The sequence below is a fragment of the Pseudoalteromonas sp. SM9913 genome (assembly GCF_000184065.1).
Classification (GTDB): Bacteria; Pseudomonadota; Gammaproteobacteria; order Enterobacterales; family Alteromonadaceae; genus Pseudoalteromonas; species Pseudoalteromonas tetraodonis.
Genome location: NC_014803.1, coordinates 200,682 through 226,326 on the forward strand (window position 1 = coordinate 200,682; position 25,645 = coordinate 226,326).

The 25,645-nt window shown below is 42.3% G+C and carries 23 protein-coding genes and 1 riboswitch; of the genes, 13 read left to right on the forward strand and 10 right to left on the reverse strand.

Annotated features, from left to right (window positions below):
• Window positions 1-8 precede the first annotated feature (8 nt).
• A complete protein-coding gene (locus tag PSM_RS00970; RefSeq protein WP_013463803.1) occupies window positions 9-890 on the forward strand; it encodes a virulence factor BrkB family protein in 882 nt (293 codons plus the stop codon).
• Entirely contained in the window at window positions 891-1,328 is a 438-nt protein-coding gene (gene dtd / locus PSM_RS00975) for a D-aminoacyl-tRNA deacylase (protein ID WP_013463804.1), read from the forward strand.
• Here the strand turns inward: dtd and PSM_RS00980 are convergent.
• Window positions 1,325-2,071, reverse strand: coding sequence for a spermidine synthase (locus tag PSM_RS00980; protein WP_013463805.1), 747 nt, complete (start codon window positions 2,069-2,071; stop codon window positions 1,325-1,327). The two genes, dtd and PSM_RS00980, sit on opposite strands and share 4 nt — an antisense overlap.
• Before the next feature lie 122 nt (window positions 2,072-2,193).
• Here PSM_RS00980 and PSM_RS00985 point away from each other — a divergent pair, with 122 nt between their 5' ends.
• A complete protein-coding gene (locus PSM_RS00985; RefSeq protein ID WP_013463806.1) occupies window positions 2,194-3,087 on the forward strand; it encodes a bifunctional GNAT family N-acetyltransferase/hotdog fold thioesterase in 894 nt (297 codons plus the stop codon).
• A gap of 54 nt (window positions 3,088-3,141) precedes the next feature.
• Here PSM_RS00985 and PSM_RS00990 read toward each other — a convergent pair whose 3' ends face one another.
• The 5 genes from PSM_RS00990 to dapA form a co-directional block, all read right to left on the reverse strand.
• Complete coding sequence (locus tag PSM_RS00990; protein ID WP_013463807.1) at window positions 3,142-4,173, reverse strand: phospholipase A; 1,032 nt, start codon at window positions 4,171-4,173, stop codon at window positions 3,142-3,144.
• Between the two features lie 177 nt (window positions 4,174-4,350).
• Window positions 4,351-5,472, reverse strand: a complete 1,122-nt coding sequence (locus tag PSM_RS00995; RefSeq protein WP_013463808.1) for a succinylglutamate desuccinylase/aspartoacylase family protein — start codon at window positions 5,470-5,472, stop codon at window positions 4,351-4,353.
• A 5-nt stretch (window positions 5,473-5,477) separates the two neighbouring features.
• A complete protein-coding gene (locus tag PSM_RS01000; protein ID WP_013463809.1) occupies window positions 5,478-6,683 on the reverse strand; it encodes a PLP-dependent decarboxylase in 1,206 nt (401 codons plus the stop codon).
• The gene (locus PSM_RS01005) at window positions 6,683-7,423 is read right to left on the reverse strand and encodes a 2,3,4,5-tetrahydropyridine-2,6-dicarboxylate N-succinyltransferase (protein WP_013463810.1); all 741 of its coding nucleotides are present in this window, start codon (window positions 7,421-7,423) and stop codon (window positions 6,683-6,685) included. The genes PSM_RS01000 and PSM_RS01005 overlap by 1 nt, the downstream gene beginning before the upstream one ends.
• A 15-nt stretch (window positions 7,424-7,438) precedes the next feature.
• The gene (gene dapA / locus PSM_RS01010; protein ID WP_013463811.1) at window positions 7,439-8,323 is read right to left on the reverse strand and encodes a 4-hydroxy-tetrahydrodipicolinate synthase; all 885 of its coding nucleotides are present in this window, start codon (window positions 8,321-8,323) and stop codon (window positions 7,439-7,441) included.
• Window positions 8,324-8,450: 127 nt separating this feature from the next.
• Window positions 8,451-8,630, reverse strand: a riboswitch (Lysine riboswitch).
• Window positions 8,631-8,817: 187 nt separating this feature from the next.
• On the opposite strand from dapA, the gene PSM_RS01015 reads away from it, so the two are divergent.
• The 6 genes from PSM_RS01015 to PSM_RS01040 all read left to right on the forward strand — a co-directional run bounded on the left by PSM_RS01015 (window position 8,818) and on the right by PSM_RS01040 (window position 17,249).
• Entirely contained in the window at window positions 8,818-9,516 is a 699-nt protein-coding gene (locus PSM_RS01015; protein ID WP_013463812.1) for a DNA-3-methyladenine glycosylase I, read from the forward strand.
• An 8-nt stretch (window positions 9,517-9,524) separates the two neighbouring features.
• On the forward strand, window positions 9,525-10,934 hold the full coding sequence (locus PSM_RS01020; RefSeq protein ID WP_013463813.1) for a protein adenylyltransferase SelO: 1,410 nt from the start codon (window positions 9,525-9,527) through the stop codon (window positions 10,932-10,934).
• Window positions 10,935-11,254: 320 nt separating this feature from the next.
• Window positions 11,255-12,319 carry an OmpA family protein gene (locus PSM_RS01025; protein WP_013463815.1) on the forward strand — a complete coding sequence of 355 codons (1,065 nt, stop codon included), beginning with the start codon at window positions 11,255-11,257 and terminating at the stop codon, window positions 12,317-12,319.
• 255 nt (window positions 12,320-12,574) lie between these two features.
• Window positions 12,575-15,172 carry a bifunctional aconitate hydratase 2/2-methylisocitrate dehydratase gene (acnB, locus tag PSM_RS01030; protein ID WP_013463816.1) on the forward strand — a complete coding sequence of 866 codons (2,598 nt, stop codon included), beginning with the start codon at window positions 12,575-12,577 and terminating at the stop codon, window positions 15,170-15,172.
• 201 nt (window positions 15,173-15,373) lie between these two features.
• A complete protein-coding gene (locus tag PSM_RS01035; protein ID WP_013463817.1) occupies window positions 15,374-16,006 on the forward strand; it encodes a 2OG-Fe dioxygenase family protein in 633 nt (210 codons plus the stop codon).
• Window positions 16,007-16,016: 10 nt separating this feature from the next.
• Window positions 16,017-17,249: a cysteine desulfurase-like protein gene (locus tag PSM_RS01040; protein ID WP_013463818.1), complete on the forward strand. Its 1,233-nt coding sequence runs from the start codon at window positions 16,017-16,019 to the stop codon at window positions 17,247-17,249.
• A 158-nt stretch (window positions 17,250-17,407) separates the two neighbouring features.
• Here PSM_RS01040 and PSM_RS01045 read toward each other — a convergent pair whose 3' ends face one another.
• Window positions 17,408-18,112 (reverse strand): 2OG-Fe(II) oxygenase, encoded by a 705-nt coding sequence (locus tag PSM_RS01045; protein WP_013463819.1) that lies wholly within the window; start codon window positions 18,110-18,112, stop codon window positions 17,408-17,410.
• Between the two features lie 31 nt (window positions 18,113-18,143).
• On the opposite strand from PSM_RS01045, the gene PSM_RS01050 reads away from it, so the two are divergent.
• Window positions 18,144-18,542, forward strand: a complete 399-nt coding sequence (locus PSM_RS01050) for an acyl-CoA thioesterase (protein WP_013463820.1) — start codon at window positions 18,144-18,146, stop codon at window positions 18,540-18,542.
• A 7-nt stretch (window positions 18,543-18,549) separates the two neighbouring features.
• On the opposite strand, the gene glpD is transcribed toward PSM_RS01050, so the two are convergent.
• From glpD to PSM_RS01065, 3 genes are all read right to left on the reverse strand, one after another.
• Window positions 18,550-20,052, reverse strand: coding sequence for a glycerol-3-phosphate dehydrogenase (glpD, locus tag PSM_RS01055; RefSeq protein WP_013463821.1), 1,503 nt, complete (start codon window positions 20,050-20,052; stop codon window positions 18,550-18,552).
• A gap of 5 nt (window positions 20,053-20,057) precedes the next feature.
• Window positions 20,058-21,563, reverse strand: coding sequence for a glycerol kinase GlpK (glpK, locus tag PSM_RS01060; protein WP_013463822.1), 1,506 nt, complete (start codon window positions 21,561-21,563; stop codon window positions 20,058-20,060).
• Window positions 21,564-21,731: 168 nt separating this feature from the next.
• A complete protein-coding gene (locus tag PSM_RS01065; protein ID WP_013463823.1) occupies window positions 21,732-21,974 on the reverse strand; it encodes a YdcH family protein in 243 nt (80 codons plus the stop codon).
• 231 nt (window positions 21,975-22,205) lie between these two features.
• Here PSM_RS01065 and PSM_RS01070 point away from each other — a divergent pair, with 231 nt between their 5' ends.
• From PSM_RS01070 to PSM_RS01080, 3 genes are all read left to right on the forward strand, one after another.
• A complete protein-coding gene (locus PSM_RS01070) occupies window positions 22,206-22,787 on the forward strand; it encodes an anthranilate synthase component II (protein WP_013463824.1) in 582 nt (193 codons plus the stop codon).
• Between the two features lie 45 nt (window positions 22,788-22,832).
• Entirely contained in the window at window positions 22,833-23,993 is a 1,161-nt protein-coding gene (locus PSM_RS01075) for an HDOD domain-containing protein (protein ID WP_013463825.1), read from the forward strand.
• A 370-nt stretch (window positions 23,994-24,363) separates the two neighbouring features.
• Window positions 24,364-25,569, forward strand: coding sequence for an aspartate aminotransferase family protein (locus PSM_RS01080; protein WP_013463826.1), 1,206 nt, complete (start codon window positions 24,364-24,366; stop codon window positions 25,567-25,569).
• Window positions 25,570-25,645 lie beyond the last annotated feature (76 nt).

Genomic DNA, 25,645 nt, shown 5'->3' on the forward strand with positions numbered 1-25,645 from the left:
TTAATTGTATGAATGATAAGCTCTCCCATTATAAACAGCAAGTTAAGGCGTTTTTAAAACTGCAACCAGGCTGGTGGATGCAATATTTTAATCGCTGTATTGACGATCAAATAACCATTAATGCAGGGTATTTAGCGTACGTTACTTTACTTTCGTTAGTCCCACTTATTGCTGTAGGTGTGGCAATATTTTCTGCTTTTCCAGGGTTTGAGTCGACCCGTTTAGCCATTGAGAGCTTTTTGTTTACTAACTTTGTGCCGACCTCTTCTGGTGTTATTAAAGAGCATATTAGCTCGTTTGCTAGTAATGCCAATCAAATGACGGCAGTAGGTATTGGCTTTTTAGCAGCCATTGCCTTGCTACTTATTCGTAATGTAGATGCCACGCTAAACCGTATTTGGCGAGTAAAGAAAAAACGCCCGATGATGATATCGTTTGCCGTATATTGGATGGTACTCAGCTTAGGGCCCGTATTACTGGGCGCCAGTATCGGTGTCACCTCATATATTGTGTCGTTGGTATCGTTTGCCGATCAGGGGATCCCAGGGTTTAGTGGCTTCTTGTTAAAGCTACTCCCTTATGCGATTTCTATGGCTGGTTTTATTATGCTTTACACCTTAGTGCCCAATACTCGCGTTTCGTTTAAGGCGGCCGTTCCCGGTGCGCTATTTGCTGCCATGTTATTTGAGCTAACCAAAAAAGGCTTTGCTTTGTACATTAGCCATTTTCCATCATACGAAGTGATTTATGGTGCGGTAGCAACCATTCCCATTTTGTTTGTATGGGTTTACTTGTCGTGGGTCGTGGTGCTACTAGGCGCTGAATTCACTGTGTGTATTAACATGCAGCATTACAATAAAAAAGATCAACAAGCAGAGGATACAGAGTAAATGCAGGGATTAATTCAACGAGTAACACATGCTAATGTGGTGATAGACCAACAGCTTGTCGGTGAAATTAAACAAGGCATTTTATTATTGCTGGGGGTGGAAAAAGAAGATGATGAAAGCAGCGCTGATAAACTATTACACAAAGTCACCAATTACCGTATTTTTAATGACGAAAACGATAAAATGAATCTCAGCCTTAAAGACATACAAGGCGAACTGTTAGTCGTATCGCAATTTACGCTCGCAGCCAATACAAAAAAAGGCATGCGGCCTAGCTTTTCATCGGCAGCTACACCAGACCAAGCGCAAGCGCTATATAATTACTTTGTAGAGCAGGCTAAATTACTCGGTATTAAGGTCGCGACCGGTGAATTTGCAGCCGATATGCAGGTGAGTTTATGTAACGATGGGCCGGTTACCTTTAATTTAACCGCTTAACGTGCTTTTTTTACAATCACAATATGATTAACAAAGCCGGTAATTTTTTGAATACTAATAGCCTTCCCAAATACAGTCAGTAGTACATGTTGTAACTGAGTGAGTTGTGATGAGTGCTGCGATAAAAAGTTAATAAATAAGATGCCCTGTTGATCAAGTGCATCATAAATTGTTTGATAAAAGCATGAATCAAATAAAAATCGCGGGGCGTCTAATTCACTAAATAAATCTAAAATGACCCAGTCCATATGCTCTGCTGATTTTAAAATTGTTTGCGCATCCTCGCAATGAATCTGTTGTTGTTCACTAGGGGCAAAAAATTGTTGATAACAGTCAATAATATGGGGGCTTTTCTCTACTGAAGTAACCTGCACTTGAGGATACTGTTCTAATAAGTAATTACGAATGGCACCGCCACCTAACCCCAGTTCGAGTACTTTTTTAGGTGTAGGTAGCTGTTGCCAAACCGTTGCTAAATAAGCAAGGTGTGGAAACAGTAATGCATGTGGTTTTGCTTTTAAAATAACAGACTGCAAGGTGTTATTAATGAGTAGCCAGCGAAGTTGTTGATACTCTCTTACTTGTATGTGCTCACCATGCTGATTATGCCAATAAAGTAACTGGCCTAGCGATGAACTATGCTCAATAAAATGTTGGCTGATCAGGCCACTACTGCAATGGATATATTTATTCATGCTATTGAGCATAAACCAGCAGAGGTAAATCGCAACGGCTTTTGTCATTAATTTTTTACAGCTGTTTTCTCAGCACCAAAGTCTTATTTGCAGTTTTATCCAGATCGAGTATGGTGTTTTTCACAAAATGCACAGCGTAATATTTTACATTTTTAATTTATGGAGTATGTATGTTTCAAGTGAGCACCCCACAAAGTAGTGAAGACTGGCAAGCCTATTACCAATTACGCTGGCAGGTTTTACGTGCCCCATGGGGCGAACCTCGGGGCTCTGAGCAAGACGATTTAGAGCAAGAGGCTGAGCATCGCTTCATTAAAAATAAAGCGGGTGAAGTATTGGGTGTGGCTCGTTTGCACTTTAATAATCAGCAACAAGCTCAAGTACGTTATATGGCGGTTGCAGAGGGTAACCGTAATCAACATATTGGTAGCCGTTTACTACATGAACTCGAAAAAATAGCGTGGAATCAAGATGCTGATGAATTAGTGTTGTTTGCTCGTGAGCGAGCACTGGAATTTTATCAGCGCCATGGCTATGAAAATAAAGAAAAAGCACATTTGGCTTATGGTGATGTACAGCATTACAAAATGGTTAAGCTCAAACCGAGTGAGCCAGGTTGGTTTCGCCACCCTAATTGGACTCAAGTACTGCAAAACACATGGCGTGAATCAATCCCCATTAGTGATGCTATGGGAATAAAAGTAGAAAGTTACACAGATTGGCAATTTACTACTCGTGCAGATTTAAATGCTAACTTAAATTTACACAACACCATGTTTGCGGGCTCTATTTATAGCCTAGCTACATTAACGGGTTGGGGTGCAACGTATTTAGCATTAAAAGAAGCCGGGCTTGAAGGGAATATCGTGTTAGCAGATGCCAACATTAAGTATTTAAAGCCACTGAATACTGACCCTAAGGGCTGTGTGAATATTCAAACCTGTAAAGGTAACTTAATGGAGTTACAAGAGGCGGGTAAGGCGAGCTATTTAGTACCAGTAACCATTTTTGATGGTGACGAGGTGGTTGCTCAATTTGAAGGGCAGTTTGTGGTTAAAAAATAATAAGAATAAACGAAAAAGCCAAGCGAGTTGCTTGGCTTTTTTTATAAGCATTTTTTACAGTAAATCTGTCAGTAATATACCCACACCAAAGCGTTCGATATCGGTGTTATAGTCTATCAAGCTCTCGCCATAGCCATTAAAATATTGTGCGTAGCCGCGAACTCTTCCCCATAATGGGAATGACCAATCAAGCTGAATTGCCCCGCGGTTATCTGAATTTAAATTATTGCGAGTCATAAAACTAAATTCATGATCGTTAAAGCGATACGCGCCACCAAATTCAAAGTAACCCATGTATTTATAGATATCTGGGTTATCGTCACCTCGTGCATCTAACGGCGCAGGCTTTTTGTTTTCAGGAATGCGATACCAAGGTTTAAAGCTAAATACAAAGCCGTCTTTTTCCCAAATGAAATCGGCATAAATGCGATTCCAAGAACGCGAGTTTGGCTGACTACGACCATTAGATTGGTGCGAAATACCAATGGCTATTGCCATTTCATCGCCCCATAAAACGTTTTCAGGGTCTAAGTAATTAATCCAAAATACTTCTGGCTCGTAGTTGGTTTCACGAAAAGGGGAAGAAATATCGTCGTTATATACTTGCCAGTATGACTGCAAAGTAAAGCCAAAAAATATCGCCTGGTCTGAGTCAGTAAACTCATCATACAAAGGCACTTTAATTGATAGCTGATATTTAGCTTCTAGGTTATCAAGTGGGTCGCCATCTTTTTTATCGGTTAACTCTGCAAATCCATCAAACGGGCGAGTGTTTGGGTTCGACATATAAGAAACAGGTAAAATATAATTACGTTTATGCGGGGTAATTACATTACGATTTTTTTTACCAACCGCTTCACGGGCTTGGCGTTTGTCGATAGCCGTTAGCTGCTTGCTTTCTTCAACGGCAGAACACTTTTTACGTAATTGATCGAGCGTTTGTTTACCGTCTCCACCGATCACTTCATTTAAAATACATTGTTTAACCAGCTCAAGTTCATTGTTTTGCTCGTTATTCGCTGTTTCTTCAGCAACAACGGTTGTGCTAAGTAATGTAGAAAGTAGTATCCAATGGCGCCAACTCATTATAATTCCTTTGTAAGTGAGGGAAGTCAGTATTTTGCTAATTATAGCGCCTTTTTAACACATAAATGGTGAATTTGTCCTGAACTTTAATACTTTAAAAAGAAAAGCGACCTAAGTCGCTTTTACTGTGTAACTAGTTATTTACTAGCTAACTCTCACGCAATGAGAAGGGGTGAGCTAAAGCTCAAAGACGTTAGTAAAAAATTTATACAGCTCGGTACCTTGATTCACACTCGCTGAGGCAAAATGCAATATCGCAATTGCATCGAGATCAAAGCTTAGAGTTTGCAGCGGTTGTTCGCTTAAATAGCGCTCCATGCGCAATATTTTAGCAATGGGTTCTCCAGCTTTAACATGCCCGCCAAGAGGTGCTAGGTATTCGACCATGCCACCCATGGGGGCGTAATAAGCAATATAATCATTTAGTTGGCAGCCATATCTTGTCATCAATTTTGGCTTGTAGGGGGCATCAACAAATACTTGCTTATGATTTAAATAACTTAAAATACTATTGGCATCGTTTAGTGCCGCGCTTAAATCGATTTTTTCTTGGCTGCCAAGCTCTACCGTAAAGGCTTCAACTTGCACGTTAAATTCACGCCCTTGCTGAGCAAGTTGCTCACTAAGCTGCCACCATGGACAAAAGCTTGCTTCATCCATTGCGCCATCAAAGTCATTAGGAATAACCAGCACATGGGGAATATTAAAGTAACGCGCGCTATCGGTCGCATACTCAGGGCAATATAAGTGTTGACTAGAAATAGGGCCGGTGTGTAAATCTAAAACTATATCTGCTTGATGCGCCAATTTTTGTAAGTTTAGCGCAATCCGTTTCCCCGTTGTTAAACGATAGTCAGGGCCGTTGAGTTGTTGCTCAACGTCATTAATTAACGCGGCTTTAAAGGCTGTTTTCAGAATCTTATCATCGGCATCGCTGAACTGCTGTGCAAACTGGGTCGCAAGTTTATTATTGCAGTGATACATGCGATTCCAATTAGTCCCCGTAATGGGATCGAATCGGCCAAGGGTAAATTCCCCCGACTTTTGATTACAGCCAATGGGGTTAGCGTAAGGAACTAAGGTAATATCACCTTTTAAATTAAGTGTTTTTAGTTGCTCAAGTAATTGGTAAATTACCGCGTTGCCTTGCACTTCTGCGCCATGCATATTTGCTTGTACATACACACTTGGGCCGGTGCCATCGCCTTTTAAACGATACACAGGAATAGTCAGTGGTAGTCCGTTTGCGACTTCGCCAACTACAATGTTTTCTTGGCTTATAGCTATGGTGTTATTCATCTTTTTTACCTCAAGTAGTGGCTTGCATCTTCTGCTTGTCGCACGCAACTCAATACGCCATTGTCTATTACATATTCACCGGCCAGTTCATGACATAAAAAGTACGGCATACTTTCGGTAAAACCGTAGGCACCGCATTGACTAAATACTAGCCAGTCTTGCTCATTTAAATCACTGGGTAATTGGTGCTCTCCTAAGCAATCAAGTGCAGTACATAAGGGGCCGTATAGGCTCATTGCTTGATTTGCTGCGTTTGAATCTCGTAATAAACGCGCAGGGAAATCTTGACTGGTGACCGCAGGGCGCAATAAATGATTAATGCCGCCGCTCATAATCACCTGTTGTTGGCCGTAATTTAGTTTGCGCTCAACAACAGGTGTGGCGTAGTGGCCGCATTCGCCTACAGCGTAGCGACCTAGTTCCATCCATAGCTCAGTAACCCCCGCATCGCATTTAATTTTTGCAAGCGCCTCTATGAGTGCATCCCAACTTAGACTGGGCGTATCAAGCGTATAGGGAATACCTAAACCACCACCTAAATCCAGCACCTTGAGGTTAATATTTAAATCCTCAGCAAGTTGCCTTAACGGCGTAATCATTTGTGTCCACAGCTCAGCGAGTTTGTCGCTGCTAAGCATGTTGCCCCACTGAAAAATATGCAGACCGTCAAAATTAAGTGCACAGTAATCACTGGTATTTAGCGTCTGCCACTCGTCGCACCCTAAGCCAAATGGAGTAAGACTATCGCCCCCTAAAGGATTTTTATCACCCTCAGGCCAGCGTAATTGTACCCTTAATAAAACCTGCAACTGGCACTGCTGAGCAATCGCTTGTTCGTTGAGCCAACGTACCTGATTGAGACTTTCGGCCACAAAGGTACGCACGCCACGCGCAATAAAGTGCTTAATTTGTTTAGGGCTTTTTGCAGGCCCCGTGTTGAGCACGCGTTCACTGTTAATTCCTTGAGCAAGGACTTGCTCAAGCTCGCCTTTACTGGCGACATCAAAGTTAAAACCAGCGTTATTTAAGCGTTGGATCACGCTAGATAACGGGTTCGCTTTAACTGCATACCAGAGTTTTACCTCGGTTTGTGCCACTAAACGCGTTAAATGTGTGTTTAGTGAATCAAGATCATAAACAAAAAAGGGCGTATCAAGCTCAGTTGCTAGCTTATCAATAGCGGTTTTAACGGGCGTGCTCAAAAAGGTCATTAACGTAAAACCTCTTCAAGCAATAATGACGCATCACTTTGCTCGTCACGGTATTTAACAATTAACGCACACGACATGCTTAAGCCTTGCTCGCGCGCCCAATCGTTTGACGCAGGGCGAGATCCAGGGATCACAATCGCGTATTCAGGGATTGCTTCGCCTTTATCAAGCTGGCGCTCATTTACGCAGTCATAAACAGGGATGGTTGCAGATAAGCGAACACCTGGGGCAAGTACCGCGCCTTTTTTAACTACCACGCCTTCAACAATCACACAGCCTGCACCAATGAATGCATCGTCTTCTATGACCACAGGGCTGGCACCAATGGGCTCAAGTACTCCGCCTAATTGTACCGCTGCGCTTAAATGCACATTTTTACCTACTTGAGCACACGACCCTACGAGCGCGTGGCTATCTACCATAGTGCCCTCGTCAATAAATGCACCAATATTTACGTACGCAGGTGGCATAATAATAGTGCCTTTGGCAACATGTGCACCACGGCGCACACTTGAACCACCGGGTACCATGCGAACGCCTGCTGTGGCTTCAAAGCTTTGCGGCGCTAAGTTATGTTTATCAACAAAACCGCCAGCAAACTCGGTGTTTTGACCGTTTTTAAAGGCTTCTAAAATGCCTTGCTTTACTTCTACGTTAGCGTGCCATTGGCCGTTTTCGTCTTGTGTTGCTGCGCGAACCGCGCCCGTTTCTAAATTATTTAATAGTTCTAACCAGTTCATTATAAAAACCTGTATTTAATGCCAAGATAAAATGGTGTTGTTTGCCGATGAAATGTCATCTGTGTGTGTCAGCTCAAGGTGTGTTAAAGGTGGGCGTAAATACGGACTGCCAATACGCCCTTGTAAATGCATTAACACTTTGACTGGGATAGGGTTGGCTACTGAAAATAAGCTATTGATAGCACTAGACCACTGGACAAAAAGATTAGGGTGTTGGCCGCTTAAACTGCGCTTTACAAACTCATGGGTTTGCACTGGCCATGCATTGGCTGCAACCGACACTAAACCTTTTGCACCTGCTTGGGCAAAATAAGGCATGAGGGCATCGTCACCACTAAAAATGGCTAGTTCAGGCGCTGCTTGTCGATAGGCTTCAAATTGAGAGATAGAGCCACTGGCTTCTTTCAGTGCCCATAAATTTTTATGTTGTTTGAGGTTTTCAATGGTTGCAATGGGAATGCTAACCGCACTACGTCCTGGTACGTTATAAAGCATACAAGGATGAGAACTGGCATTGAGTAAGCTTTCAAACCAATGCGTTTGCCCCACTGCACCGGGTTTGGCATACAAAGGCGAGCCGAGTAAAAAACCATGGATAGGCAGCTGGTTGCAGTAATTAACCCATTCAAGCTGTTGCTTTAAGTTACTACCGCCTACCGCAACCATAAGGGGGACGCTCGGCTGTAATTGGCAGACATGCTCTACGATGGCTTGCTGTTCTTTGAGGGTAAGGGCTAACCCTTCGCCGGTGCTACCTAGCAGTAAAATGCCATTGTTAGCGGCTTCTTGTTCGGCCACCAAGGTGTCTAAGGTTGCGTAATCAACTAGGCCATTTTGATCAAATGGGGTGATCAGCGCAGTCCATAAATGGAAATTGTTAATATTGAAGTTGTTGATCATCTCTCACGAACTTATAGGGCATTCGTCGAGTTTTTGGCGGGTATTTAGGATGCCTGACTCTTTGAATGTGTTTATAATTCGAAGAGCGAATGGGCTTAAATAATAGGGCGCACGGCCTTATTATACTAAGACCAGAAGCTCTCCACCAAATATGTTATTGGTGACAGTCGCTAGGATTCAGCCTAGTCGCCCGAAGCAACCTTTCACAAAAAAGTGTTACCTCTCGGCGTTAATTCCCCTCACGTATGCTCAATGGAGTTTGCGCTCCTAACATACGCTACCTGAATAACGCACCTCTTCCAGCCCTTTGCACTTGCTATTGAAAAATCAATCAGCAAATACAATGTAATAGGGTAAGTGTGGCGATTAAACCACTTTAGCCGTCTAGGTGTCAAGTGACTAAATATAGATAGATTCATCCTGATTGACAGTTATTACGTATTAGCTGCTTTTCTCGTACACTAGTACTATTGTCGAAGTAAGGTATTAAGCAGATGGAAAAATTTAGTGATATTTATAAGCGAGCGGTAGAGCGAAAGGGCTCTGAAAAAATGCTTAAGTTGTTACTCGCAAAACCTTTATCAACAAAGCAACTCGTCACATTAAGTGATGATGATTGGCTAGAAGAATTTACTCGGAAAGTTTTTCAAAGTGGTTTTTATTGGTCGGTGATCAACAGTAAGTGGGCCGGATTTAGAGAGGTTTTCTGGGATTTCAATGTTGAAAAACTATTGATGATGCCACCGGATATGCTTGAGCAAAAAGCCAGTGATGAGCGGATTGTACGCAACTATAAAAAAGTAAAAACTATTACTGAAAATGCGTATATGATCCACGAAGTTGCAGAGCAATACGGCAGCTTTAGTGAGTTTATTGCTAACTGGCCAAGTGAAGATATTATTGGCTTGTGGGCGTATTTAAAAAAGCATGGTGCAAGGCTTGGTGGTAATACCGGCCCTTATGCGCTGCGCGCCTTAGGAAAAGATACTTTTTTACTTTCAAGAGACGTAGAAAGCTATTTGCGTGCCCATAAAATTATAGATGGCGGATTACAAACTAAAAAGTCACTAAGTGCGGCGCAGGCATTCTTTAATGAACTGCAGCAGCAAAGCGGCTTAAGCATGCAAGAGCTAAGCTTAATTGTCGCTTATGGTGTAGGTGACAATCGCGTAGGTATCAGCCAAAAACAATAGGATTAAACATGAAATTAGTGCCAAGGTATACCGACATTGGTGAGGGGTTTGCAATTAGCGATCATCCAGCCAAGGTGACAGCGCCACAGTTATTGTTATGGAATGAGCCCCTAGCTAAGCAATTTAATATACAGGTGAGTGCCGATTCTCGAGCAAATATATTTAGCGGTAATGAACCCCAAGCGATTTCTGCGGTGGCACTGGGATATTCTGGTCATCAGTTTGGTCACTTTTCACCGCGACTAGGGGATGGTAGGGCACATTTGCTCGGTGCGATTAGCGATGATAAAAATCAGCTTTGGGATCTGCAATTAAAAGGCGCTGGTGCTACGCCATTTTCGCGCGGAGGCGATGGCCGCTGTGCATTAGGTCCAGCTATTCGTGAGTACGTAATGAGCGAAGCTATGCACGCGCTTGGCATTCCAACAACGCGTTGTTTAGCCGTGGTTGGCAGTGGCGAAACCGTTTATCGCAACCCACCTCAACCAGGTGCTATTGTAACCCGACTCGCCAGCAGTCATATTCGGGTGGGCTCGTTTCAATATTTAGCCACTCAAGGTGACGTTACTAGCCTAAAAAACTTAGCCGACTTAGCCATTCAAAGACACTATCCCGAGATTAACAGCACTGGCGCTCAGCGTTATTTAGATTTTTTAGCCGCAGTGATAACCAATCAAGTTAACTTAGTCGTAAGTTGGATGAGGGTGGGGTTTATTCATGGGGTAATGAATACCGACAACACCTTAATTAGTGGTGAAACCATAGATTACGGTCCATGTGCCATGATGAACCAGTTTGATTTTGATACCGTGTTTAGCTCTATTGATAAACAAGGGCGTTATGCGTTTGGTAATCAGCCAAACATGGCAAGTTGGAACTGTGCCCGCTTAGCAGAGAGTCTAATAGCGCTGATCAGTGACGATGACGAGCAAGCGGTGGCAATGATGACGCCTTTAATTGAGGGCTTTTCAACGCAATTTAATCAGCAATTTAGCGCTATGTGGGCACAAAAGTTAGGGCTAACAATAGCTGATGATAAAGATAATGAGCTGGTGGGGGAGTTACTAGGGTTATTAAAACAACACCAGCTTGATTATACCAATACTTTTAATGCACTCACTGAGTCGTTAAATGGGCAAGCTGAAATACCATTAGCACTTACCTCTTGGGCACAGCAATGGCAAACACGAACTAATGAGCACAGCTATCAAGTGATGCGACAAGCCAATCCGAGCGTGATCCCACGTAACCATATTATTGAAGATATTATTACGCAGTACACTACGCATGGGGATAGTGAGCTACTCAGTCGTTTTAGCAAAGTGATGTCGAGCCCTTACACAAGCCATGCGCAGGCCACTGAGTTTCAAACGCCGCCCGAAGATGATAAGAATTATCGTACTTTTTGCGGTACTTAAGTATGGTTTATTGCATTTTAAAATGAATATAAAAGGTCATTTTTTACCCCAGCGACGTTCATTCATAGAGCAAACTATGAACGGGTGATACCATAACTCCATAAAAGCCAGTGATCGTGTGGGGTTTAAAGCGATTGTTTGCTTTTTGAGCTAGCCTGTGTTCATCGACATTTTTTATGAGCTAGTTTTATTATCCTAGATATTGAAAAAATATATTTGCGTTAAGTATTGATTAACAAAGACTCAGTTACTGTATAGGTAAGTTAGAAGAGCTAGCAATGCTTAGCTACATTTTTAGTTGTTAAAATGGGAAGAAAACAATGAAATTAAAATCACTTACAATGGCTATTGCGTTAGCTGCAACTAGCGCATCTACTTTCGCAGCCGAGCAAGAAGGCTTTTACATCGGTGCATTCGGCGATTATTACGATGCTTCGTGGAAAAACATGCGTGAGCAAGCTGGCCTTGACGTTAATGAGTCAACAGGCTGGGGTGCTGAATTAGGCTACCGCTTTAATGATTACTGGAGTGCGCGTTTAGAGTACGCAGACCTAGACTTTAATGCTCACGACAAAGTATTGAATAACCGCAACGATATTGACGGCGAACGTTACGGTATCGATGCACTTTACCACTTTGGTGGCGGTCCTTTCTACGGTTTATTTGGTCTGAAAGATATTGATGTTGTTGATGACAACACGTTTGTAAACGCAGGTGTAGGTTACCGACACTTTGTTACAGACAACTTTTTTGTTAATGCTGAAACCAGTGTTTACCAAGGTTTAGACAAAGGCTACACAGATGTTGGCGCTAAATTAGGTATAAACTACTTCTTTGGTCAAAAATCGGCGCCAGTAGCACCGGTTGAGCCTGCACCACAGCCAGAGCCAGAAATTGTTCCTGTGCCGGTAGCACTTGCTGATACAGATAAAGACAGCATTCCTGATGTAGATGATAAATGTGCCAATACACCTATGACAGATGCTGTTGGTAGCGATGGTTGTACACTTTATGAAGATACTGAAGTAACAGTAAGCTTGTTAGTAACATTCCCTAACAATGACTCGTCAGTTTCACAGCAGTACTTAAATGATATTGATGAAGTAGCGACTTTCTTAAAAGAGTACCCAGATACAACAGTGCTTCTTGAAGGTCATACGTCTGCAGTAGGTAAAGCGTCTTACAATAAATGGTTATCTAAAAAACGTGCTGATGCAGTAGCTAAAAAGCTAATTGCTGATGGTATTGCAGAAGATCGCATTACAACGGCAGGTTTAGGTGAAGAACGCCTTAAAAATGAAGCGAATACGGCAAAAGCGCATGCTGAAAACCGCCGCGTTGAAGCACACGTAAAATCTATTAAACGTGTAAAAGTATTACGTTAATAGCCTCATTATTGAGTAAAAACCCAGCTTAGGCTGGGTTTTTTTATGGCTGCTTAATAGGTATTCATGGGATTTGGTTTTACTTTTTTCACTATTCATATTATTAATAATCGGTATAACTAGTTGCCTAACTGGATGGATTTTAATCTATGCACAAAAGCTTTATAATCGGCAGATAGAATACTATAAGTATTGGGTTATGGTGTGTTTAGTAAACACCACCGAATACTTTAACGTCACCAAGAGGGCAATACTGTGCTACAAGAATATCGTAAACACGTAGAAGAACGTGCCGCGTTAGGTATCGTACCAGCGCCATTAGATGCTCAGCAGACGGCTGATCTTATTGAGCTAATTAAAACGCCACCGGCAGGTGAAGAAGAGTTCATCCTAGAACTACTGATCAACCGCGTACCACCAGGTGTTGATGATGCAGCCTACATTAAAGCAGGATTTTTAGCGGCTGTTGCTAAAGGTGAAGCTGTTTCTCCGTTGATTTCTAAAGAAAAAGCAGCTGAGTTACTAGGTACTATGCTCGGTGGCTACAATATTGCGCCAATGGTTGAACTACTTGATGACGAAGCGTTAGCGCCAATTGTAGTAAAAGGCCTTTCGAACACATTATTAATGTTTGATGCGTTCTACGATGTAGAAGAAAAAGCAAAAGCAGGTAATGCATACGCCAAGCAAATTATAGAGTCTTGGGCTGCTGCAGAATGGTTTATCAATAAGCCAGCCGTTGCTGAAAAAATCTCTGTTACGGTATTTAAAGTCACTGGCGAGACAAACACAGATGATTTATCACCAGCACCAGATGCATGGTCACGTCCTGATATTCCACTTCATGCATTAGCTATGCTTAAAAATGAGCGTGATGGTATTAACCCTGACAAAGACGGTGAAGTAGGTCCAATCACTCAGCTTGAAGAATTAAAAACTAAAGGCTTACCACTTGCTTACGTAGGTGACGTTGTTGGTACAGGCTCTTCGCGTAAGTCTGCAACAAACTCTGTGCTTTGGTTTATGGGGGATGATATCCCATTCGTACCAAACAAGCGCGTGGGTGGTGTATGTTTAGGTAACAAGATTGCGCCTATTTTTTTCAATACAATGGAAGACTCGGGTGCGTTACCAATCGAATTAAATGTTGATGAATTCAACATGGGTGACCAAATCGACATCTACCCTTATGAAGGTGTTGTGAAACGTCATGGTACTGATGATGTGATCTCTACATTTGAACTTAAATCAGAGGTAATTTTAGACGAAGTTCGTGCTGGTGGTCGTATTCCATTGATCATTGGTCGTGGTCTTACAGACAAAGCACGTACATCATTAGGTTTAGGCGCAACTGACGTATTTAAAGTACCAGCAATGACTGAAGTATCAGACAAAGGCTTTACGCTTGCGCAAAAAATGGTTGGTAAAGCATGTAACGTTGCCGGTATTCGCCCAGGCCAATACTGTGAACCTAAAATGACCACGGTTGGCTCGCAAGATACAACAGGTCCTATGACGCGTGATGAGCTTAAAGACTTAGCCTGTTTAGGTTTCTCTGCAGATTTAACAATGCAGTCTTTTTGTCATACATCCGCTTACCCTAAGCCAATCGATGTAAACACGCACCATACGCTTCCTGATTTTATTATGAATCGTGGCGGTGTATCGCTTCGCCCTGGTGACGGTGTAATTCACTCATGGTTAAACCGTATGTTATTACCAGATACCGTAGGTACGGGTGGTGATTCACATACACGTTTCCCATTAGGTATTTCATTCCCAGCAGGTTCGGGGGCGGTAGCGTTCGCAGCTGCAACGGGTGTAATGCCACTAGATATGCCTGAATCAATTTTGGTTCGTTTTAAAGGTGAAATGCAACCGGGTATCACTTTACGTGACCTTGTACATGCTATCCCTTATTTTGGTATCAAAGAAGGCCTATTAACGGTTGAGAAGAAAGGTAAAATCAACGAATTCTCTGGTCGCATACTAGAAATTGAAGGGGTTGAGCACTTAACGGTTGAGCAAGCGTTTGAGCTATCCGATGCATCTGCAGAGCGTTCAGCTGCTGGCTGTACTGTTAAGCTTTCTAAAGAGTCTATCAGCGAATACCTTGAGTCTAATATTGTTATGCTTAAGTGGATGATTTCTGAAGGTTACGGCGATGTACGTACGATTGAACGTCGTGTTACTGCAATGCAAGACTGGTTAGCAAACCCAGAGCTAATGGAAGCTGATAAAGACGCAGAGTACAAACACGTACTTGAAATCGACCTTGCTGAGATTAAAGAGCCAGTACTGTGTGCGCCAAATGATCCTGATGATGCACGCCTACTTTCTGATGTGACAGGCGAGAAAATCGATGAAGTATTTATCGGTTCTTGTATGACTAATATTGGTCACTTCCGTGCTGCAGGTAAATTACTCGATGGCTTTAAAGGGCGTATTCCAACACAGCTTTGGGTTGCTCCACCAACGAAAATGGATAAAGACCAACTTACAGACGAAGGTTACTACGGTATTTTTGGTCGTGTTGGTGCACGTATTGAAACGCCAGGGTGTTCACTGTGTATGGGTAACCAAGCACGTGTTGCGGACAAAGCAACGGTTGTGTCTACTTCTACACGTAACTTCCCTAACCGTTTAGGTACAGGGGCAAACGTATTCTTAGCATCAGCAGAGCTGGCAGCAGTAGCAGCAATTTTAGGCAAATTACCTACACCTACTGAGTACCAAGAATACGCAGCGAAGATCAATGCAACGGCAGCAGATACCTACCGTTACTTGAACTTTCACCGTATGCCTCAGTACACTAAAAAGGCAGACAACGTAATTATTCAGCAAGCTGTATAATTTATAGAGTGTGTTTAAAAAACTCGCTTCGGCGGGTTTTTTATTGTCCAAATAAAATATTAGATAGATAATGCTTAATTCGCTGCATGATTGTATTAACTTTCGTTAAATATCGTCATTGATATGGTTAATAAAGCAAAAAATCCTCTCTACATGCATTAAAATCCTCGACAATATTATCATTATTATAAGCAGGATTTTATGACCGCATTAAACAACCAGAATTTACTGCAACTTCGTTTTATTAACCAAGCCAATATTGATTTGGTTAAGCCTTCTTTTGATAACTTACCTGCAAATCCTTATGCAGATGGTGCGTTTCGTAAACGCCGTTATTCAGTGGTTAAATTACAAAATGGTGAGCTTAATCTTCAAGCGACCAAAGCGTTTGTGCAAGACGATTCAATTAATACCTTTCAAGGTAATGTTGAGCGTACTTACGAAAACTTAGAGCAAAGCTTGCTTGAGTCTGAGGGTATGAAAAGCATTGTTAGCGAATTTGCAGCGATCACCGGCATTGACGCAGAGCGTGATATTGAAATTCACCAATTTAGAATGCTTGCCATTGATAGCGATACGCCAGCAGCTCCAGAAGGTGTGCATCAAGATGGGTTTGACCATGTGTGTGTATGTGGTGTTTCTCATGAAAATTTAGAAGGTGGTGAGCTATTGGTTTATGAAAACCAACAAGCTGAACCGTGTTTTAAAATGGAAATAAAAGACGGCATGTTTGCACTAATTAATGACCGTCAGGTATGGCATAACGCCACGCCAATGAACAAAATTGATGCTAACAAACCAGGTTACCTGGATTGCTTTGTACTAACTGCTTAAGAGAAATAAAATGAATTTAATGCAATTGCGCGCGCAATTTCCTGCTTTAATGCAAACTGTTGATGGCAAGTCACCGGTGTTTTTAGATGGGCCAGGTGGCTCACAAGTACCTCAGTCGGTACTCAATGCCATGACCGCTTATTTAGGGCATTACAATTCAAACTTGGGCGGTGCGTTTTTCTCAAGTGACAAAACGGTTGAGCTGATGGCGAATGCGCGTCAAGCGGCGGCTGATTTGTTAAATGCGCCCAGTGCACAAAATATTGTGTTTGGCCCTAATATGACTAGCCTAACATTTAGCTTTAGCCGAGCAATTTCACGCAATTGGCAAGCAGGTGATGAAATTATAGTGACCAATGCTGATCATTTTTCAAATGTATCGTCTTGGCAGCAAGCCGCTGAAGATAAAGGCGCAGTGGTTAACACAGCGCTAATTAACGAAGCCGATTGTAGTTTAGATATGGCGCATTTTGAAAGCTTATTAAACGCTAACACTAAATTGGTTGCGGTTACGTATGCATCAAATACCACTGGCTCTATTAACGATATTAAACGTATTATAGAGCTTGCTCATAATGTGGGTGCGTTGGTGTATGTTGATGCGGTGCATTATGCGCCACATGAACTGATTGATGTACAAGCGTTAGATTGCGACTTTTTAGCTTGTTCTGCATATAAGTTTTTTGGCCCGCACTTAGGCATGGTTTATGGTAAAACTGAGCACTTAGAAGGGTTTACACCTTATAAAGTAGAGCCAGCAAAAGATGTTGCACCAGGTCGCTGGGAAACCGGCACACAAAGTTTTGAGGCACTTGCAGGCTTTATTGCGGCGGTTGATTACATAGCGGCGATTAGCGAACTTGATGACAGTCACTCACGCCGAGAAAAATTACGTGTTGCGTTTGCTAAAACAAAACAACATGAAATGGCATTGAGTGAATACTTTTTAACGCGTCTAGTTAACTACCCAAAAATTAAGTTGTTTGGTATAGACGATTTAGAGCGTTTGAGTGAGCGTACCCCTACGTTCGCACTGACCTTTGAAGGGTTAGAGCCTCGCCAAGTGTCTGAATTTTTGGGTAAACAACATGTATGTGTATGGGATGGTAATTTTTACGCCCAAGGTTTATGCAAACAACTGGGTGTGCTTGATAAGGGCGGCGTAGTACGCATTGGTTGTATGCACTACAACACCATTGAAGAGATGGACACTTTGTTTGACTTGTTTGATGAGCTGATTTGAAGCTGTCAGCTATAAGCCGTCAGCTTTCAGTTTAATGCAAATACTTGACAGTAGTCAGCAGTTAGTTAATTTCTGACCGCTGACCGCTGACCGCTGACCGCTGACCGCTGACCGCTGACCGCTGACCGCTGACCGCTGATCGCTGACCGCTGACCGCTTTAGCTTTGTGGCGTTCCATAAATTTGCTCTGCTCGATTAAACAAAACCCATGAGGTTAAAATATACTTATCGTTTGATACTGGCTTATTGCCTCTATGTGTATGCGTAAAGTAGCCTGGGGCAATTACCATGCTGCCTTTTTTAGGGGCTATTTTACGATTTTGATAATAAAACTCGGTTTCTCCGCCTTCTTCAACATCATTTAAATAAAACATAAATAACAACACCCGATGCAGTGCTTCATTATGCTGTAGCTGCGGATACACCTCACTGTGCCAATACGGATAACCGCCTTTATTTACTTCGTATTTTTGCGCTTGAATATTACCGAGTCTAAAAATTTGCTGTACCAATAAGGGGAGTTGTGGTTTACCTACCTCGTCATAGTTGGCGTGAGTTAAATCAACCGGTTGTCCTGTTTTTGGGTGATATACCTTTAAACCAAATGCCCCAATCATCATAAAAATATGTTCTTCAATGTAGTTGAAAACATACTGTGCAGTGGTTTGTTGAATATGTTTTAATTGTTCTGCGTATTCAGGATGATTGTTTAAGTATAAGTCGTGGCTATCTTTTTTATTAAGGTCAACACCGCCCGATGTCATCCCTTGTTTAATATGCGGGCTTTGAGAAAAGGTAGTGATAAAGTTATCGCAAAATTCATTACTGAGCGCGTTGTCATACACGCGGATAAAGTCCGTCATGAGTTACCTGTTTAATTATTATTGGATTATTATGTTTACTGAAAAAGTGATGCCGCGTTTTAGCGAAACGGATGCACTCGGACACATCAACAATACCGTACTCCCCGTATGGTTTGAAGCGGCCCGAGTACCTATTTTTAAATTTTTTACGCCTGATCTAAATCCACACAACTGGAAGTTAATCATTGCTAAAGTAGAAGTGTCGTTTGTTGGCGAACTATTTTATGCCCATGAGGTGACAATTAACACCAGCATAGAGCAGATTGGCAATAGTTCATTTGTGATCCGCCAAGAAGCATGGCAGCAAGATAAGTGCTGCGCCATTGGTAAAACGGTGATGGTACGTTATGACTTTGCTAGTAAAACAAAGCAACTACTTTCGACTGATGAAAAAGCCGCATTAACACAGCACCTTGTAGCAGTTAGTTAATCGCAGCTTAACTATGACAAGCAGGATGTTTAGTTAAATATTGCCCCAAGGCAATGACTTGTTTTTCAGTAAAGCGCAGCCCAAGCTTTGTTCGTCGCCAAAGTATATCTGCGCTGGTTCTTGCCCATTCATGGTTTACTAAGTAATCAACTTCTTGCGCATAAAGACCATGACCAAAGTGATAACCTAAATCGCCGATTGCTTGGCTGTTCCCCAGTAATTGATAACTAAGCGTGCCATAGCTGCGAACCATACGTTTTAAGGTGTCGATTGCCAGCCAAGGGTAGCTGCTTTCTAACTGTGCGCTAAGGTATGCTTGGTTACTAAAGTCACCGCCTGGTAAAGGGGCATCTTTCGTCCATGAGCCACTCATTTGTGGGTAAAAAGGCGCTAACTTATTGACGGCATTTTCTGCAAGCTTTCTATAAGTGGTAATTTTGCCACCAAACACACTTAATAATGGAGCATAATCAGCTTCATTATTTAATATCAGTTTGTAATCGCGGGTCACCGCTTGGGCATCTGTTGATTTGTCATCTAACAGCGGGCGCACGCCACTAAACGTGTGCACAATATCCGCTTCGCTTATTGGCTTTTTAAAGTAATGATTAGTAATACTGATGAGATACTCGATTTCTTGCTCACTAATTTTTACATCAGCAATATCGCCGGTGTACTCTTCATCTGTGGTGCCAATCAGTGAGTAATCTTGCTCATAAGGAATGACAAATACAATGCGGTTATCTTCATTTTGTAAAATATAGGCAACTGGCTCATCGTGGAGTCGGGGCACTACAATATGACTGCCTTTCACAAGGCGAATAGTGTGCGGTGTGGGCTGGGTAAATACATCTTCAAATAATGACGCGACCCATGGGCCTGCGGCATTTACAACACTTTTTGCCTTTATATTTAGGTGCTGCTTGCTGGCTTGTTGCTCTAAAATCACATCCCAATAATCTGCGTTACGCGTTGCTTTAATGCAGCGGGTGCGTGTTGCAATGGTGGCGCCTAAATTATGAGCCGCTTGGGCGTTTAAAATCACTAAACGCGCGTCATCAACCCAGCCGTCTGCGTATTCAAAGCCTTGGGTAATGCTGCTGTTAAGAACGCTATCGCTGTTAAACTCAATCGCCTTTGAAGCGGGTAAAGTATTACGCTTGGCTAGGTGGTCGTAAATAAATAACCCCACACGAATCATCCAAGAAGGACGTAAGTGTGCTTGGTGCGGCAGTCGAAAAGACAGTGGCCACATAATATGCGGCGCTTTTTTTAATAGCACTTCACGTTCACGTAATGCCTCTCTTACCAATCTAAATTGATAATTCTCTAAATAGCGTAGCCCGCCATGAATAAGCTTGCTGCTATTAGAGGAGGTGGCTGAGGCTAAATCGTTTTGCTCACACAATAATACTTTTAAACCGCGACCACTGGCATCGGCAGCAATGCCAGCGCCGTTAATACCGCCGCCAATAATGAGTAAGTCATATTCGTTGTCGTGTGCGCTCATAGATTTTACTCACTCTCGCCGTCAGTGCTATTAGAAAGTCTAACTTGTGCAATGCAATGTAGCCACTTTGCATATAAATCGTTGCGCTCTTCACTGCTCATGGTCGGTTCAAAACGATGATCGCTTTTCCACATGCTGGCAAGCTGCGCAGTTGATTTATACACCCCAGTTTGCAAACCGGCTAAGTAAGCAACCCCTAACGAAGTGGTTTCGGTTAGAGTAGGGCGCTCAACGCTTGCGCCTAAAATATTGGCTAAAAACGCCATTGCCCAATTATTGTTTGCCATGCCGCCATCAACTCTTAGAATACTAGGGCGGAGTCCGTCGCCTTCCATGGCTTTTTGTAGATCTTTGGTTTGATAACCCACCGACTGCAAGGCAGCTGCAACAATAGTGCTAATGCCTGAGTCTCGGGTTAAGCCCAAAATTGCGCCTCGGGCATTTGCATCCCAATAGGGCGCACCTAAGCCTGTAAACGAGGGAACCAAGAATACCCCATGATCCAAGGGAACATCTTTGACGAGAGCTTCACTTTCTCCCGCGTTTTCTAATAACTTTAAGCCTTCTACTATCCACTGCATGGTGGCACCAGCCATAAAAATACTGCCTTCAATCGCATAGGTGGGTTTGCCGTTGAGCCGATACGCAAGAGTGGTTAATAAACGATTATTTGATTTTAGTGCTTTATCACCAGTGTTAAGCATTAAAAAGCAGCCCGTTCCGTAAGTACTTTTTGCCATTCCTTCTTCAAAACAAGCTTGACCAATTAAGGCGGCTTGTTGATCGCCTGCTATACCGCAAATTGGAATTTCACCACCAAATAGCTCGCTTGCAGTCACCCCAAAGTCAGCCGCTGAGTCCATTACCTCAGGTAGTATCGACGCTGGAATATCAAATAAGGCGAGTAAGTCTTCATCCCAGCATTGCTGATGAATGTTAAACAGTAATGTACGAGAGGCATTGGTAGCATCGGTTTTGTGAGCTTTACCGTTAGTGAGTTGCCATAGCAAGTAGGTATCTATCGTACCAAATGCTAGTTCACCTGCGTGTGCTTGCTCTTTAGCGCCTTTGACGTTATCTAAAATCCAACGAATTTTGGTTGCAGAAAAGTAAGGATCGAGCACTAAACCGGTTTTATCATTCACCATTTGTGTATGCCCTGCATGACGTAAACTATCGCAATATTCACTGGTGCGTCGGTCTTGCCACACAATCGCATTGTAGATAGGTTGCCCGGTTTTTTTATTCCACACTAAGGTGGTTTCTCGTTGGTTAGCAATGCCAATGGCAATAATGTCGGCGGCAGTGACTTGTTGCTGCGATAATACACTTTTAACGCTGCTTAATACGGTTTGCCAAATATCTACAGGGTCATGTTCAACCCAACCATTTTTCACAAAGTGTTGAGGGAAGGTTTGTTGAGCCGTGTCAAAAACCTCGGCATCTTTAGTGTATAAAATAGCTCGAGAGCTTGTCGTTCCTTGGTCAATCGAGAGTATGTATTTAGACATAAAAAATAGTGTTGTTTAATTTAGATAAAGACAGCTTGTCTTTAAGCTAAACGAATAGCAATGCTTTTGCACCATAATGGTTAAAATTATAGATGAGCGAAAGGTAGGAGAGGGAGGTGAACACTCAATTCTGGCGCCTACAATTTTATAGGCGCCAAATAACAACAATTAATTAGCATCCGTTAATTGTTGATGTAGCCAATCTTTTAATACCATTCGGTCGTGTTTTAACTGCTGCATGGCTTCGTCATCGATAGGTGAGTCTTGTAGCTCAAGTACTCGAATTTCTTTATCGATTTCATTGTATTGTTTTGCTTTGGTTGCAAAGTTTTCATCGTTTGCATTAAGTTTTGCAATAGTTTGCGTGTAATCAGGAAAATCTTTAGTTAATGAATGGTCTTCGCCTAACATAGGTTACTCCTTAAATGGCTGTTGCATAATGCACGTCACGTTATATAAAAATGATCAGTGACTTGGGGTGTCCCCATACAACAGAGCTTGGGCTGATCTAAAATAAATCAACCGTTATTGGTTGTTAGTGTGTCTATTTATGTTTGCTGGGCTGCAAAACACTGACACCTGCAAAGGCTTCAGTTAGAATATGCCTGCGACAGGCCCTAATTACTTTGAGTACTTTATTACATGCTTTTAATGATCGATAACTACGACTCGTTCACCTATAACTTGGTACAGTATTTTCAGCGCTTAGATCAAGACGTGTTGGTAAAACGTAACGACCAAATAACGCTGAGTGAGATCAAACAGTTAAACCCAGATCATATTGTGATTTCTCCAGGGCCTAAAAACCCGACTGAAGCGGGAGTGTCGTTATCTGTGGTAGAGCAGTTTAAAGGAGTTTATCCTATATTAGGTATTTGTTTGGGGCACCAAACCATTGCTCAAGTGCTAGGTGGTAAAGTAGTGCGAGCTAAACAGGTTATGCATGGAAAAACATCGCCTATTTATCATCAGCACCAAGGCATGTTTAAAGGCCTACCTAATCCACTTACGGTGTGCCGCTACCATTCATTAATTGTTGAAGCGCACTCATTGCCAAAGGAGTTAGAAGTAACAGCATGGACTCAAAGCATCGCTGGGCAGCGTGATGAAATTATGGGATTATTACATAACGAGCTCGCACTTGAAGGTGTGCAATTTCACCCTGAAGCGATTTTGACCGAGCAGGGCTTAGCTTTACTTGATAACTTTTTAACGCGCTTCTAGGCTTATACCTGCAAGCTATTTACTTTTTGCCCTAAGATAGAGCTTATGACCGACATATTGCAGCAACAGCGTATTGTTAATGTGCTAAACCAACGAGCGCATGATTTGCTACTGGGTCATAGTTTTGCCAATCAGCAAATTGGTTTTATTCATACCTTAGATCTTAATGACGGCAAACCCGTTAAAAAACGCACCTTATTAGAAGTAGAAGTAGCTGCGCAGCAAAAGCGCCAACAAAAAAGCTCTTCACATCAAAAGTTACAGGCTAAAACCAGTCAAAAACTCCATACCGTTATTGAAAGCGTGATTGTTAAACGTCTTGAAGACATCGATTTTGTGATTAAAGACACCATTGGCATAGAAGATAACGTGTGCGCCATACTCGATATACTGGCTACTCGCGCCGCCTCGGTTGGCCGTTTAGAGCCGCTAATTAACGATTTAAGTTGGTTGGGGCGAGAGCTGGTTACCTTAGTTAATTTACCCTTTTATCGTAAGCAGCGCAGTAAAACCACCTCAGTAAAAGTAGACTCGCCTGCATTAGCATTGCGTTATGTAGGGTTAGATAATTTACAGCTGGTAGTGCCTACCTTTGCTGTGCGTCATTGGATGCCACACAGCACAGAACCATTCACGTTATTAAAACGCAGGTTAAAAGACAACACCATGTCGTGTGCCATTGCAGCGCAAACGCTTGCCCAGCTTAACGGGGTAAACCCAATGCATGCGTTTACATTGGGCATGTTACTGAATGTAGGGCAAATTGCTTTAGTGCGCTTATACCTAAAAGTGTTTGATCAGGTATGGCAGCGCAAAGTACTGCGTGCTCGTGAAGAAGGTGATAAAAACCTACACACCGCGCTATTAGAGCTAAAACCAGATCCGTTATTTTTAACAACACTGCTACACGAAAAATCACTGCTTGTCAGCGCCAAGGTCATAGAAACCATGTCGTTCAAATATTTGCCCTTTAACAGTGTTATGCAGCAGTTAGTGAATGGGGTTGAAAAGGGCGATAGTTTATTGCCATTATCGCAAGTGATTTTAAAGGCTCGCTGTTATTCTCAATATTTAAATTTAAAAGAGCACCAGCTGATTGAAGACGATGAATTACAAAGCTGGTTTAGCTATTATCAGTTCACTAAAAAAGAGTTAGATACTCTAAAAACAGGTAATTTTACTAATTTGGCACTTCAAATTGATTAAATCTGTTAATTTTTTTGCGACTATTCATTCACTTTAATTCTACTTATTCATGTGCAGTTGATTTATAAGCGCCATGCTTTTTTCGTTGTAGAGGCGCTCACTAAGGTAAATGCACATCATAATTAGCTCTCAAATAGTTATTCACTATCTATGAAATAATATCTTAAGCCCTTTATTTTAAAGGGGTACATGAAAGTTTTTGAAGAGACATCCCCCTAAATTTCTGAAATAATGAGCGCCTGAAAATTGAACCACAACGTAGTTTCAGGCAAATATACAGTTATTAATTTTTGCCGGCACATTTGGTTATTAACAATAATCACACCCCTATTCTACTGCTTTGTGATGCACACAATTAAGAGGAAATAAAATGACAGTCAATCGCGAATTATTTGATCACGTAATGGTTCCTAACTACGCACCTTCAAGCGTAATTCCTGTTCGAGGCGAAGGCTCTCGTGTATGGGATCAACAAGGACGAGAGTTTATCGACTTTGCTGGTGGTATTGCCGTTAACTGTCTTGGCCATTGCCATCCTGCATTAGTGGGCGCATTAAAAGAGCAAGGCGAAAAAATTTGGCATTTATCAAATGTAATGACCAACGAGCCGGCACTTCGCCTAGCTAAAAAAATGGTTGATGCGACATTTGCTGAAAAAGTTTACTTTGCAAACTCAGGCGCAGAAGCAAACGAAGCGGCACTTAAATTGGCGCGTCGTTTTGCGCTTGATAAATTTGGCGCAGAAAAATCGCAAATCATCGCCTTTAATAAAGGTTTCCATGGCCGTACCTTCTTCACCGTTACTGTAGGCGGTCAAGCAGCCTATTCAGATGGTTTTGGTCCTAAGCCAGGCGACATTGTTCATTGTGATTACAATGACCTTGCCGCATTTGAAGCACTGATCAGCGATAACACCTGTGCGGTAATGATGGAGCCAATTCAAGGTGAAGGCGGTATCATTTCGCCAACTGACGAATTTGCACAGGGCGTTCGCGATTTATGTACTAAACACAACGCACTGCTTATTTTTGATGAAGTACAATCAGGTGTTGGCCGTACAGGTGAGCTATACGCATACCAAGGTTTAAACGTAGTGCCTGATATTTTAACCTCAGCAAAAGCTCTCGGTGGCGGTTTCCCAATTGGCGCTATGCTAACAACCACTGAGATTGCACAGCATCTTAAAGTGGGTACACATGGTTCTACTTACGGTGGTAACCCATTAGCGTGTGCAGTTGCAGAAGCTGCATTTGATACTGTAAATAACCCTGAAGTTTTAGCAGGCGTTAAAGCAAAGTCGGCGTTATTTACTGAGCTATTAAATGCCATTAACGACAAGTACAACGTATTTAGTGAAATTCGTGGCCAAGGTTTATTAATTGGTGCTGTGGTAAACGAGCAATACAAAGGCCGTGCAAAAGAGTTTTTAGTTGCCGGTACTGAGCATGGCTTAATGTCATTGGTTGCTGGTGCTGATGTGGTTCGTTTCACACCTTCTTTAGTAATACCAGAAGCGGATATTCGCGAAGGTATGGCACGCTTTGAAAAAGCAGTAGCCCACGTTGTAAATGCGTAATTGCTAATTCAACTTCTAGGGGCAAACGTAGTTTGCCTTGCAGTTCCTATTTACCGTTATATATAAGGGAGTAAGC